This is a genomic window from Nitrospira sp. (assembly GCA_024760545.1).
Taxonomy (GTDB): Bacteria; Nitrospirota; Nitrospiria; order Nitrospirales; family Nitrospiraceae; genus Nitrospira_D.
The window spans coordinates 3,301,442-3,314,494 of sequence record CP060501.1 but is presented as its reverse complement, the minus strand read 5'-3'; the positions used below and the strand labels follow the sequence as shown (position 1 = coordinate 3,314,494).

Sequence of the window (13,053 nt, the reverse complement as noted above, 5' to 3'; positions counted from 1 at the left end):
CTGAGATCGGACCATTGAGGAGTTCGATGCAGTTAACCGGTAAGCTACGCCTATCGCCACGCGAAAGCCATGGCCACTCCATCCGTCTGCCTGACTTGGGAGAGCCATCATAGCCCATCCTTTCCGCGCACTCAACGTGGAAATCGTTCAAAGTCCGCATAATCGCTCGACCTCTCGGTGACAGGGAGAGCGGGAAAGAGAAGCAACCCAGTTCCTCCACTCGCATTCAGATCGGAAGGCAAATGTCTCCGTAATATCGGTGTGTTTGGGGAATAAACCAGTATAACTACCGTATACTCCGGTACCTGTTGGTGATCGGCATCCGCCGATCTTTGCCGAAGGCGCGAGGGGTGATCTTGACACCGATGGGTGCCTGACGGCGCTTGAACTCGCTGCTATCGACCATCTTCATCACGCGAGCCACCGTGGCGCGATCAAACCCTGCTTCGACGATTTCATCGAATGATCGGTCTTCTTCCACATATGCCTGAAGGATGGGATCGAGAACCCCATACGGGGGCAGCGTATCTTCGTCCTTCTGATTGGGTTTGAGTTCGGCACTCGGTGGCCGGTCCAGTGTGCGTTTGGGAATCACTGGTGACGGATCACGACCATTTCTGAACTTCGCCAGGTCATAGACCATCGTCTTCGGCACATCCTTGATGACGGCAAACCCGCCGGCCATATCACCGTAAAGAGTCGCATATCCCACGCTCAGCTCGCTCTTATTCCCAGTGGTCAGAACCACATGACCGAACTTATTGGATATCGCCATGAGGATATTGCCGCGAATGCGCGCCTGAAGGTTTTCCTCTGTCGCGTCTGCCTCGCGGTCGCCGAATGACGGAGCCAACGACTGTCGATACGCCTCAAACGTCGGAGTAATCGGAATGACGTTCAAGTCGATGCCGAGGCACTGCGCAAGGCCCACAGCATCCTCTTCGCTCTCATGCGATGTATAGGGAGACGGCATGAACACCCCGAGGACGTTTGTGGTCCCAAGCGCGTCCACGGCCACCGCCGCGGTCAATGCTGAATCAACCCCCCCGCTCAGCCCAATGACGACCCGCCTGAACCCATTCTTGCTGACATAGTCCTTCACAGCCAGTACCAGAGCTTGGTAGACTTCTTGGACCTCGCCCAAAGGCTCTGCCAAACCCGGTACGATTCGACCTCGTTTCTTCTTTGTCGCAGGCATGTTCACCGCGAGACGATCGACAATTGAAGCCACCTTTCCCGTCAATGCCCTCTTCCGTCCGTGAGTCCCGCGCCTGCGGGGAACGGCATCCACGTGTAAATCAGCCACAAGCAACTCCTCCCGGAACGCGCCACAGCGTGCGATCACATTGCCGGATCGATCGAGAATTACACTATTCCCATCGAAGACCAACTCGTCTTGACCTCCCACCATATTCGTATAGGTCACGATGACTCCGCTTTCACGCGCTCGGGTCGCCAACATCTGCTCCCTCGAGCGGCTTTTACCGACGTGAAATGGAGAAGCATTGATGTTGACGATCACCTCCGCCCCAGCCGTTGCTTGAACACGGGTGGGCCCTTGGGGGAGCCAAATGTCTTCGCAGATGTTCACACCGATCGTCGTTCCATTGACCACGAGCAACGGAAGCCTCCGCCCGGGGTGAAAATACCGGCTTTCGTCGAACACGCCATAGTTCGGCAAATACCGCTTGCTATAGCTGCCGACCATCCTGCGATCGCCAATCAGCGCTGCCGCATTGGAGAGCGTATGCTGACGGGCTGAACCAATCGATGGCTGCGATGAACGTGAGTCACGTTGATCACCTCGCCCCACATAGCCGATTACGGCAACTAAGCCGCGACAAGCGGGGATGATCTCGTTCAGGGCACGTAGATTATCTTCCACAAACTGCGGCCTGAGCAGAAGATCTTCGGGAGGATAGCCTGTAATCGCCAGTTCAGGAAAGGCAACCAAGTCGGCCTTGGCTTTTTTCGCCTCGCCGAGCCAATACAAAATCCGATGAACATTGCCATTCAAATCCCCGACAGCAGGGTTCATTTGTGCCATCGCGATCCGTAATACCTTCATCGCACTCCAGTCGACCGGGATTATGACACTGAAAAATAATAGGCCATCTTACGATGAGGAGCTGTTCCCCTGAGCATGGCCCCGGCACAAGGAGGTTTCAGGTTGATCTCGGCATGAATTATGTCGTCCGCGATGCCGCATACCACCGATCAAATACGCGCTTCTCTAACGGCGCTATCCGGACCTCTCCGATGCGCAACGGCCACACTCCAACAACCCGACCCTCCGATACTTTTTTATCATGAAGCATGGCCTTCCATATCTTCACGGGAGCCCACCGGGGTAGGCGGTCGCTTAGCCCCGCTTCCTTCACAAGGCTTCGAATCTCTTCGACGACGTCACGGGCACACATACCCTGAAAACAAGCGAGGTCGGCTTCCTGGACCAATCCAATGCCGACAGCCTCCCCGTGGACAAGCGACTGATAGCCCCCTAACGCTTCAAGCGCATGCCCGATTGTATGGCCATAGTTGAGGATGCGCCTCCGATCGGATTCTCGCTCATCCGCAGCGACCACTTCAGCTTTGATCTCACACGATCGCTTCACCACCGTTGCGACGACATGAGGAGTTTGTTTCCGTAACTCCGGCATGTTTCGTTGCAGATAATCAAAGAACGGCGCGTCTGCGATGATGCCATACTTCATCACCTCGGCAAGCCCCGCGACCCACTCACGCACGGGCAACGTCCGCAGCGTCGATGGATCGATCCATACGGCGCGTGGCTGGTAAAACGAGCCGATCAGATTTTTACCCAGCCGATGATCGACACCTGTCTTGCCTCCGACGCTGGAGTCCACCTGGGCGACAAGTGTCGTCGGGACTTGGACATACGAGATGCCACGCTGGTAGATCGAGGCCGCAAACCCAGCCACGTCGCCTACGACTCCCCCTCCCAATGCCAAGAGGAGAGACGACCGTTCAAATCGATGACGTGCCAACACATCGAGAATGTGTTCCACCGTCTTCAGTGTTTTGGAGCGTTCTCCTGGAGAGAACACGATCGGAATGGGTTCAATCCCGCACCGCCTGATCGCCTCGCACGTGTGCTTCAAATAGTGCCGCGCCACATTCCGATCAGTGACAATTCCTACTTTTCCTTTCACTCCCTGCTTCTTCAACTCCCGCCCGAGCCGCTCCAAAATCCCGGTCTGGATGATGATCTCGTAGCTTCTTTCAGCTAGGGAAACAGTAACCGTCGAAGCTGGAGTCATTTCGTCACTCTGCATATTTGGGAGAGACAGAAGATCATGTCATTTCCATCCCGGAATGATGCCTCACACATCACAAGGGGCTGGCATGGTAACACAGCCCCGCCAAAACTCAAATGATGGTCATTTCCAGTTTGGTGCTCAGCCCTGGATGGTGTTGAAGGGGACCCGGTGGGATAAGAGCAAGAGCATGGCGGCGCCTTTCGCCGCCGCCATGCTCTTGCTGATCACACGCTTGAGATGGTCGCTAGGTCTTGATGATGCTCGGTGTGAGGAAGATGAGCAACTCTTGTTTCCCGACCGATTCAGACTTGTTTTTGAACAACCAGCCTAGAACCGGCATGCGAGAGAGATAGGGAACACCTTGCACATTGTTGGCTTGTGTATCGACGAACACTCCGCCGATCACCATTGTTTCGCCATCCCTGACAATCACCTGAGTGGTGGCTTCTCGTCGATCAATACTCGGCCCGGCCGGGTTGCTCCGTGCGCCGACGGCATTACGAGTTGCCCGTACGCGCATCAAGATTCGTTTCGCCTCTTCCCTCGGGTCGCGCGAGGTGATCTGCGGCGTGACGTTCAACTCCAAGTTCGCATCGACAAATGTCGTTTGTGTGCCTTGCAAGGATGTTGTTTGAAACGGAATCGATTCGCCCTGTGAGATTTTCGCTTCCCGCTTGTCCAGTGTGGTGATCTTCGGTGCTGCGATCACCTTGGTCAAACCAAGCAACTCTCCGGCTGAGAGCCGCATATCCAAGGCGAAATCGCCACCAAGCTTTCCAAAGGTCCAGCCAATCGAGGGGACGGCTGGTAACCCACCGACCTGGGCCGGCAAGTTGACCAGAAAGGACCGATCGATCGTATTGCTTCCCGTTCCGGCAATCTGCCCGAATGGACCGGTAAGGCTCGAGAGGGCAAAGAAATCGGTGGGTGTGCGATTACCTGCTTGGAAGCCCCACTGAATGCCGAGTCCTCTCGCATACACGGTGTCAGCTTGAACGATGCGCGCTTCAATCTGAACCTGAGGAACTTCCAGATCCAGCCCTTCCACAAGCTGCTTAAGGATAGTCAACTTGGATTCCGTGTCCCGCACGACCAATGCGTTACTTCCTGCATTAAACTGCATGAGGCCGCGCGGGCTTAGGTTCTGCCGGAGCGACTGCATGAGTTCCTGCGCCTGAAGATTCCTGATATAAAAGACGCGGTCGACGAGTTCCTCGGCCTTGGTCTTGGCATCCTTCGCCCGTGCTTCTTCATCCTGCTGCTTCGCAAGATTCGCCAGCGAATCTACCCACACAATGCTCCCTTGACGAATCATGCCAAGCCCGTTCATCTTCAAGAGCATGTCCAACGCTTGGTCCCATGGCACACTCACCATCTTCATCGTGACTTTCGACTTGACGCCTTCTCCCACGACGATGTTGAAGCCGCTGACTTCCGCAATCAATCGGAGAATGTTGGTAATGTCAGCTTGCTGAAAATCGAGCGAGATGCGCCGACCTACGAATCGCGTTTGTCCTACCACAAGGTCATCGGATCGGTCGTCCTTCTCGGCAGGAGCGCTTTCCCCCGCCATCTGCACCCGCTGCACTTTGAACTGAGGCTGTGCCGGGCTGACAATTCTCGCCGCCCTTCTGACCACATGGTCTCCAGATTCAAACAGAGCTTTGCGGGCTCGAGGAACGATTGAAACGCTTTCCTCCCTCTCCAATTTCGCAGCAACCACCAAAGGTACTTTCCGTTCGCTCGGTTTCAGGGTCACCAGGACGTTATTGTCTTCGCGCGAGAGAGAAAAGACCGGCCGTTCCGGTACGTCGAACACCAACCGGACCTTATCGGCATGATGCCCTACTCTGATCTTCTTCAGCAGGTAATGGTCGGCGCGCACCACGGATCGTCTGAGGGTGGACGATACGGCTGGAATATCAATGATCAACCGAGACTCATCCAAAAAGTTGGCCTCGGGGAATAACTGACCGTCACCGGCGATAACAACCGTCACCGAGTCAGCTTCATGGTGCACATCAATTGCGGTCACGGCTTGTGCAAGCAATCGCAGAGTAGGCTTTTCTGCCCGCGCCACATCACTCCGCTTCATCACGCCGCTCTCTTCGGCACCAACAGCCATATCTGTACAGATAATCAGAGCGGCGAGCGACAGCCACAAGGCTCCGATGAAACATCCAGCTGTCAGGAAGCTATCTGTGCGACAAAATAGTGGTTTCATTCTGATCCCTCTTTGGGATGAAGGAGCTTGACATATTCGCGCTCCTGCTTAGTGCCATACACATCCGTGAACCGCTCTTGGACAATGATGCCACGCTCGGTAATGGCGCTGACCACTCCGTTGTTCTGCCCGATCCTCGTCCCTCGCCGAACGGTATACCCATGCCCCTCAGGAGTCTGCACCATAGCCGTATAGCCGTAGGCTCCCCATACAACGGCAATAAGGTTGAGCTCCGTCAGCGTCACCCGCTGTAATGGCGGAAGAGAGGAATCGGTTTTTCCAGGCTGAAGCTCCTGGATGATGGGGGCGAATGGATCTCGCCGACCCGAAGGGTCATACCCAGACCCAGCCACACCATCCGTTAATGGCAACTGGGAAGGCGCCTGAGCATTGACGCCCATCGATGGGGCTTCCATAGCCGGCGGAGTGGTCCGTGGGACTTCCGGATCGGGAGACATTTTGATGGTGTTGTGCCTCATCGGGGCGACTTGTCCAGGAATGGCAGATGGCTCAGCTTGAGCTGCCAGACTCCCGAAAAGGATGCTCCACGAGAAGGCTGTGCCGACACCGACTGCCACGGAATATCTCCAAGCCTTCTTCTCGCTGAGATCCAATTGACGCATGGTTTCGCGATCCCCTATTTGCCGGCTTGGGCCACTTTGGGAGCGTTTGCCGATGCTCCGGAAACGGGCTTTTCTTGCGGCGCAGCATATGCGATCAGGTCAAACGTTGTTTGCGACACAATCCGCCCTTGTTCGATTTTCGGAGAGCCCATCCTCAGGCCCGATACCGTAACAATCCGAGGTAGTCGATTGATACGGTCGAAAAACAGCGCGGCCGTATGATAGACACCCGACACTTCGACATTAACCGGCATTTTGACAAAGAGCTTTGACGGATCTTCAGTCTGAGCGCCGGGTTTCCACAGTTTGATATCGAGCCCCAAACGCACCCCTAAGTCGGACACTTGCTTCAACAGCATGATCGCTTCTTCCTCCGGCGGGAGGCGCTCTTTCTTTTTGGCCAATTCGATTTCAAGCTGTTTATTGGCTGCGACTAATTCATCGAGATGTTTCACCTTGATCGTGAGGGTTTGAATTTCACTCTCCAACCCGGAGTTTTCAGCTTCGATGGCCACAATGGCTGCGGACTTCGGCTCTACGATATAGAAATAGAAACCGGCAACCATGCCGCCGACCAGGAGGAACAAGAGGGCAGCCTTTTGCGCAGCCGGCACATTGCGAAGCGCATCGAGATTGAGTTGGGGTAACGCCATTCCTACCCTTTCAGACGAAAGGCCAACCGAAACTGGTACAGATTGATCTTGTTCTCGACCGCAGCTTTACTTTCCTGAAGGTTGATACCGGTAAAGTAATCCGTGCGGCGCAAATTGTTGACGAATTCGACCACATCATCGTTTGTCAACGCTTTCCCCTCTAATTCGACCGCATCGGAAGACACGCCTAACTTTGTGAGCCATACTTTGAGCGGCTCTACGCTCTGACTCACATGATCGAGAACTTTCACCGGTCCCATTCTTGATTGCTCAAGCTGATCTATGATCCGGTTCTTGTCTTCAAGCAGCTTTTTCCTTTGCTCGAAATCGTGGACTTGCTTGACCTGCTCTTTCAGCTGAGCAACTTGCTTTTCCTTGTCCCGTTTGTCCTCTTGCCGAGCTTCCAGTTCGCTATCCAAGGACGCTGAATACCACCAACAGCCGGCTAGCGTGACCAGGATCACCCCGACACCGAGCAGCACCTGCGCACGGACGTCGTATTGGGGCTTTGCTGATCTTCCCTTGGGCCCGCCGGGAAGGAGGTTAATGCGAATCATCTGTCACCCACCGCTCTCAAAGCCAGACCGATGCCGACGGCTGCAGATGGAGCCAGCTCAGCCAGTAGGTCAGGGTCGACGCCACACCCCGAAACATCAATCTCGCCGAATGGATCAGCCAATTCCACCGGAAGTTGCATGCGATCACCGAGCTGCTGAATCAATCCCTTGGCCCTCGCTACGCCGCCACAGACCAGAACACGATTGAGCTCTGAGTCGGCGGTCGATGTCTTGAAATAATCCACCGTCCGGGCGATCTCCGACGCGACCTCTGCATTCACACTGTCTATGACATTGTTGAGCGACGGCCCGCCCGCATCACTCCCTCGGTCGTTTTTCTTACTCTCTTCGGCTTCTTCAAACGACAGTCCGATCTCCCGCTGTATAGCCTCGGTGTACCGGTTCCCTCCCAATGCGATATCTCGAGTAAACAAGGAAGACCCCGCGCGGATGATATTCACATTCATCACGCTCGCGCCAAGATTCACCAGAGCCGTCGTTTCTTCCTGTGCCATCGGATAATTAATCGCGTGCATATTTTCAATTGCGAAGGCGTCGACATCCATGACCATTGGAATCAGTCCGGCGGACTTGACCAGTTCGGTCAGTTCATTGATTTTGTCCTTCTTTGCAGCAACAAGAATCACCGCCATATCCCCTTGTCCGTCACCAGACGCATCCGATGGCAGAACATGAAAGTCGATGTTCACCTCGTTGATGTCGAAGGGGATATACTGTTCAGCCGCCAATTTTACCTGTCCTTCCAACTCGTCATCCGGCATCGGCGGCAAGCTGATCTTCTTCACAATGACGGCATGCCCTGAGATCGAGATCGCGACATGCTTGTTCTTGACGTTGGCTTCATCGAATAATTCCTGAATAGCCGAGACCACACGACCTTCGTCCATAACGGTCCCGTCGACTATCACCTCCGGCTCAAGCGGCTTCACGCCGAACTTTTGAAGAAAGTACCGTCCCTTACTTTCTTTAAGCTGGGCAACCTTGATCGCACTCGATCCGATATCAAGCCCCACCAATTGCCGGCGAGGAGTCAGCATCGCAATGATGTCGGTTTCTACGAGCTTTTTAAACGAAGTCAGCATGCGTTACCTGTCACTCTACACGACGGTTTTCCTGGCACGAATAACTTTCTCAATTTCATCCACATTCTTTCGCGTATACAGCCGCCAATTTCTCCAATCACGAGCCGGCTGAGTGATAACTCCCTCTCGTTCCCAGCGAAAGAGCGTGGCCTTCGAAATATCGAATAAGTCGCATATCTCATATGCTTTGAAGCCTGTCTGTTTTGAGTACTGCGTAAGTCGTTTCACTTCCGTATTTACACCCATTCATCGGCTTTTGTTGATCACAAAGGTAAGTATAGTCAATATGCTCTACCTGTCAAGGAAACGGCTTTTGGAGGGCGATCACGGAAGGAACACGATTGCTGCCAACCCGGCAACAACCTATGTTTTATCAATATCTCGGTGCTTGAGCCCCACCTCATACCCCAAGGAGGCGAGGTGTTCGCTGAGACTCCTGGCAATCGCCACGGAGCGATGCCGTCCACCGGTGCACCCGATTGCGATCGTGAGATAACTACGCCGCTCTCGCTGAAATAGCGGCAGAAGGAACTTCAGTAACTGTTCGACATGTTCTAGGAAGGCAGTGGCATCCGGATCCGTCAGCACAAAGTGACGGATCCGTGGATCATCTCCGGAAAGTGGCTTGAGATCGGGCACAAAAAATGGGTTTTTCAGAAAGCGCACATCGAATAACAGATCAATGTCGTATGGCACACCGAATTTGTACCCAAAACTCAGGAGTGAGATGATGAGCCGCCTGTCGGATGATTCCCTCTGGAACTCCCTGGCAAGCAGTTCACCGAGCTCATGCACCGTCAGATCGGAGGTATCGATGATACGATCAGCCCGCCGTCGAAGTTCGGCCATGCGCTCTTTTTCATATCGAATACCATCCAGGACTGGAAGATTTGGCAAGAGGGGATGGGGCCGCCGGGATTCGGAGAAACGTCTGATCAATACCTCCTCACGAGCCTCGAAGAAGAGCAATTGAATGGCATGGCCAAGCGCTTTGACTCGTTCCAGGATTCCGACAAAATCCGAAAAAAACACACGTTCCCGTATATCGATACCAAGAGCGACATTTGCAATTTCGCCATGCTGCTGATGACAAAGATCGACAAAGGTTGGAAGCAGAGCGGGAGGAAGATTGTCGATACAGAAATACCCGGCATCCTCAAATGCTTTGAGGGCATAGGATTTTCCGGATCCCGACAACCCGCTGATGATGACTAAATTGAGCCGAGCCATAGGTCCAGGATTGCCTCGACCGCTACCGAAGATATCCGGATCAGGCTTTCACGACCGAATCCACCACACATGAGAACTACCGTGGCAAACACGATGCATCGCGTTCCTCCTTCCTCTCCCGTAACGGAGTCCGTCAGGAGCACCGCACGTATTTTTCATCGCGGGTGTCATTTGGAGAAACAGGTCACGCCCTCTTCGGCTTGGCTGGCTTATGACTGACGAGGCGCTCCTTCCACTTTCGGAACTGCGCATCCACACGGTCGACGAGCGCATCGATGGTGGCATACATCTCCGGAGTCGATATCTTGGCTTGCACTCGCTTGCCGCTGACCGCACCGATCACCTCTCCCTTATGCTGAAGCTTTTCAACTCCCAGTACAACTTTGAGTGATCCCACCTTTAACCCATAGCGATCCAATCGACCGAATCGAGTTTCCACATAGCTTCTGAGCGCCGGCGTGATGTCCATGTGGCGGCCTGTAATTCTCAACTTCATGCTCACCTCCAATTTGGATCACGTTGGATGCGAAGCAGCAGCGATCAAAAAAACCGTTTGCGCTGGCTGGCGGAGGGAATGTTCAATTCAGCCCGATATTTAGCCACCGTCCTCCTCGCAATGAGCACGCCTAGATGGCGAAGTCTGGCGGCGATCTCTTCGTCTTTCAACGGACGCTTGGCATCCTCTTCAGCCACCATTGTCTTAATCATGTCTCTGACGGAAACGGAAGAATGCATCCCCGAAGGCTCATCGGCTCGTTGGAGCCCGGCATTGAAGAAGAACTTGAGCTCCAACATACCTTGCGGGCAATACATATATTTGTTAGCCGTCACACGGCTGATCGTCGATTCGTGCATCCCGATATCTTCGGCCACCTGCTTGAGAACCAATGGCTTGAGATATTGTACGCCATGGTCAAAAAATTGCTCCTGAAACTTGACGATACTGGAAACGACTTTGACGATCGTCCTATTGCGCTGCTCAATGCTTCGGATAACCCACTGGGCAGCTCGCAACTTTTCATCCATGTAGGCTTTGGTCTCCGGAGTTCCGCCCTGTCCCGAGGAAATGAGCTGCTTGTAATATGGGCTGATCCTCATGCGTGGCAGTCCATCATCGTTTAACAGCACAACCCACTCCCCTTCATTTTTAACCACAAACACATCGGGGACGATGACATAGTTCTGTGTATTGGTGAACGGCCGCCCTGGTTTGGGCTCGAGCTCTCCGATGATCTTAGTGGCTTGAAACACTTCTTCAACCGTGACGTTCAAGGCCTTGGCAATCTTGGCATATTGCTTCTTTTCTAAGTCCTTCAAATGATGCAGGACGATGCTCTCAATAATGGATCCTTTCAGCGCTCCGGGAGGTGATCCGAGCGAGCCGAAGGGGTTTCGACCTAAATGCCCCAGCTGTAGCAGCAAGCATTCCGGAAGATCCCTCGCAGCGACGCCGGTCGGATCGAAAGTCTGAATGTCCTTGAGCACGGACTCTGCTTCGGCTTCAGTGAAACTGGTTCCCACAATCACTTCAGCCAACGAAATGCGAAGATACCCGTCGTCATCGAGATTGCCGATGATCAAGCGACCCAGCTCCTTGTCTCGCTCAGGAAGTGTGGACAGGGACAATTGCCAGAGAAGATGTTCTTCTAGAGAGGTCGCCTTTGCCACGGTTTGTTCGTATGAGGGAAAGTCGTCTTGCGCTGAAGAATATTCGGACTCGCCGTTCCTCCGATCCCTGCCAAAGTATTCTTCCCACCCGGAAGCGGAAAATTCCTCCGGCGACCCTCGCTCTTCCGGCGTTTCAGCCGCAGCCGACTGCTCCTGCCCCGTCGAGGTAGAGGTTTCTTCAGCCTTTTCCTCATTGACCAGCTGATCACCTTCCTCTACATCGGCTTGAACCTCGTCCAATAAAGGGTTCTCCATAAGGTGTTGCGTGAGGCTCTGTTGCAATTCGAGGCGAGACAGCTGCAACAACTTGATGGCCTGCTGCAGTTGCGGCGTCATGATTAACTTTTGACTGAGCTTTAGATCAAGACGCAGTTTCATCGCGGACGATTCATTCCTCTATAACTTAAACTGTTCCCCAAGATAGACCGCTCGGGCAGTCTCACTCTGCACGATCGCTTCGGGAGGCCCCGATTCCAGGATCAATCCTTCGTTAATGATATACGCCCGGTCCACGATCGACAGCGTTTCCTGCACATTGTGATCGGTGATCAATATACCGATCCCCTTCTCTTTCAATCGTGTGATGATCTGTTGAATATCGGCTACCGCTATGGGGTCAATCCCTGCAAATGGCTCATCCAATAGCATAAAGGACGGCGTGGTCGCCAATGCACGCGTAATTTCCAAACGCCGTCGCTCCCCCCCCGAAAGCGCATAGGCCATACTCTTTCGAATATGGATGAGATCCAATTCCTTGAGCAACGCATCCACTCGTTGGCTTCGTTCGTGACGAGCATACCCCAGCATTTCGAGAATCGCCAAGACATTGTGCTCCACCGAAAGCCGTCGAAAGACGGATGACTCCTGTGGCAAATACCCAATTCCCCGGCGCGCTCGTTTATACATCGGCAGGTTGGTGACGGATTCCCCTTTGAAGGTTATTTCTCCTTCATCGGGCTGACACAAACCAACCATCATGTCGAAGATGGTAGTTTTCCCAGCCCCATTCGGACCGAGAAGCCCTACCACCTCACCCGCGTACACTTCGATCGCGACACCCTTGACGACTTTACGGCTACGAAAACTTTTCACCAATCCCGTGGCTCGCAAACATTCCCCCTGCCGTGCAGAGATCGAGTCGACGAGCGCGCCAGGCTCAGCGTGAACACTCTGAGTCATGGTTGGTTCGGACCCTCGCCTTCGATGCGTACATGAGAGCCTCCCTCTACCACACTCCGCTCTTCCGTCAAATAGATCGTAATCTGTTTGCCGCTGACACGAGTCCCTTTTTCCCATGCCACAGGATCACCCGTCAGCACAATCTTCTCGCCGTCAACGAAATACACGGCTTTTTGACACGTGGCATTGCCGTTCTCATACTTGATCTTGACGTGATGGGCGTCTGCCGTCGCCTCGATCCGGCTCACAGAACGATTCGACACCGTGGATACGGCACTACTCTCTTTGGGCAGAGAGTTGTGAACGGACTCCCCCTGATCCGTTCCTCCACGGGGCGACTGCATGGCCTCACGGTTTCGCGAATTGAACAGGACAACCATCTTATCTGAGTGGACAACGAGTGGGCCGCGAGTCAGTACGACCATTCCTTCAAAAACTGCCTGGCTGTCTTGGTTTCGCACCGTCATTTTCTTGGAAGTAATCGTAGTCGGCACGTCGGATGCTTCCACACTCCTCTTCAGGTTTCCAGATTCCA

The 13,053-nt window shown here is 53.8% G+C and carries 13 protein-coding genes; all 13 read right to left on the bottom strand.

The window, feature by feature from the left end; genetic code table 11:
* Positions 1–286: 286 nt before the first annotated feature.
* Positions 287–2,068: an NAD+ synthase gene (locus tag H8K03_15705; protein ID UVT19234.1), complete on the bottom strand. Its 1,782-nt coding sequence runs from the start codon at positions 2,066–2,068 to the stop codon at positions 287–289.
* A 118-nt stretch (positions 2,069–2,186) separates the two neighbouring features.
* Positions 2,187–3,281: a 3-dehydroquinate synthase gene (locus H8K03_15700; GenBank protein UVT19233.1), complete on the bottom strand. Its 1,095-nt coding sequence runs from the start codon at positions 3,279–3,281 to the stop codon at positions 2,187–2,189.
* Positions 3,282–3,525: 244 nt separating this feature from the next.
* Positions 3,526–5,505: a type IV pilus secretin PilQ gene (gene pilQ, locus H8K03_15695; GenBank protein UVT19232.1), complete on the bottom strand. Its 1,980-nt coding sequence runs from the start codon at positions 5,503–5,505 to the stop codon at positions 3,526–3,528.
* A complete protein-coding gene (locus H8K03_15690) occupies positions 5,502–6,128 on the bottom strand; it encodes a pilus assembly protein PilP (GenBank protein ID UVT19231.1) in 627 nt (208 codons plus the stop codon). Before H8K03_15690 ends, pilQ begins: the two co-directional genes overlap by 4 nt.
* A gap of 14 nt (positions 6,129–6,142) precedes the next feature.
* A complete protein-coding gene (gene pilO, locus H8K03_15685) occupies positions 6,143–6,781 on the bottom strand; it encodes a type 4a pilus biogenesis protein PilO (GenBank protein ID UVT19230.1) in 639 nt (212 codons plus the stop codon).
* A gap of 2 nt (positions 6,782–6,783) precedes the next feature.
* Positions 6,784–7,338 (bottom strand): PilN domain-containing protein, encoded by a 555-nt coding sequence (locus tag H8K03_15680; protein UVT19229.1) that lies wholly within the window; start codon positions 7,336–7,338, stop codon positions 6,784–6,786.
* Positions 7,335–8,441, bottom strand: a complete 1,107-nt coding sequence (gene pilM / locus H8K03_15675) for a type IV pilus assembly protein PilM (protein UVT19228.1) — start codon at positions 8,439–8,441, stop codon at positions 7,335–7,337. The genes H8K03_15680 and pilM overlap by 4 nt, the downstream gene beginning before the upstream one ends.
* Before the next feature lie 15 nt (positions 8,442–8,456).
* Entirely contained in the window at positions 8,457–8,687 is a 231-nt protein-coding gene (locus H8K03_15670; GenBank protein ID UVT19227.1) for a MerR family transcriptional regulator, read from the bottom strand.
* 117 nt (positions 8,688–8,804) lie between these two features.
* Positions 8,805–9,671, bottom strand: a complete 867-nt coding sequence (gene rapZ / locus H8K03_15665) for an RNase adapter RapZ (GenBank protein UVT19226.1) — start codon at positions 9,669–9,671, stop codon at positions 8,805–8,807.
* 184 nt (positions 9,672–9,855) lie between these two features.
* Positions 9,856–10,167, bottom strand: coding sequence for a ribosome-associated translation inhibitor RaiA (raiA, locus tag H8K03_15660; protein UVT19225.1), 312 nt, complete (start codon positions 10,165–10,167; stop codon positions 9,856–9,858).
* 44 nt (positions 10,168–10,211) lie between these two features.
* Positions 10,212–11,717, bottom strand: coding sequence for an RNA polymerase factor sigma-54 (gene rpoN, locus H8K03_15655; GenBank protein ID UVT19224.1), 1,506 nt, complete (start codon positions 11,715–11,717; stop codon positions 10,212–10,214).
* Between the two features lie 18 nt (positions 11,718–11,735).
* Positions 11,736–12,518 carry an LPS export ABC transporter ATP-binding protein gene (gene lptB / locus H8K03_15650; protein ID UVT19223.1) on the bottom strand — a complete coding sequence of 261 codons (783 nt, stop codon included), beginning with the start codon at positions 12,516–12,518 and terminating at the stop codon, positions 11,736–11,738.
* Positions 12,515–13,012 (bottom strand): hypothetical protein, encoded by a 498-nt coding sequence (locus H8K03_15645; GenBank protein ID UVT19222.1) that lies wholly within the window; start codon positions 13,010–13,012, stop codon positions 12,515–12,517. The genes lptB and H8K03_15645 overlap by 4 nt, the downstream gene beginning before the upstream one ends.
* Positions 13,013–13,053: the final 41 nt, after the last annotated feature.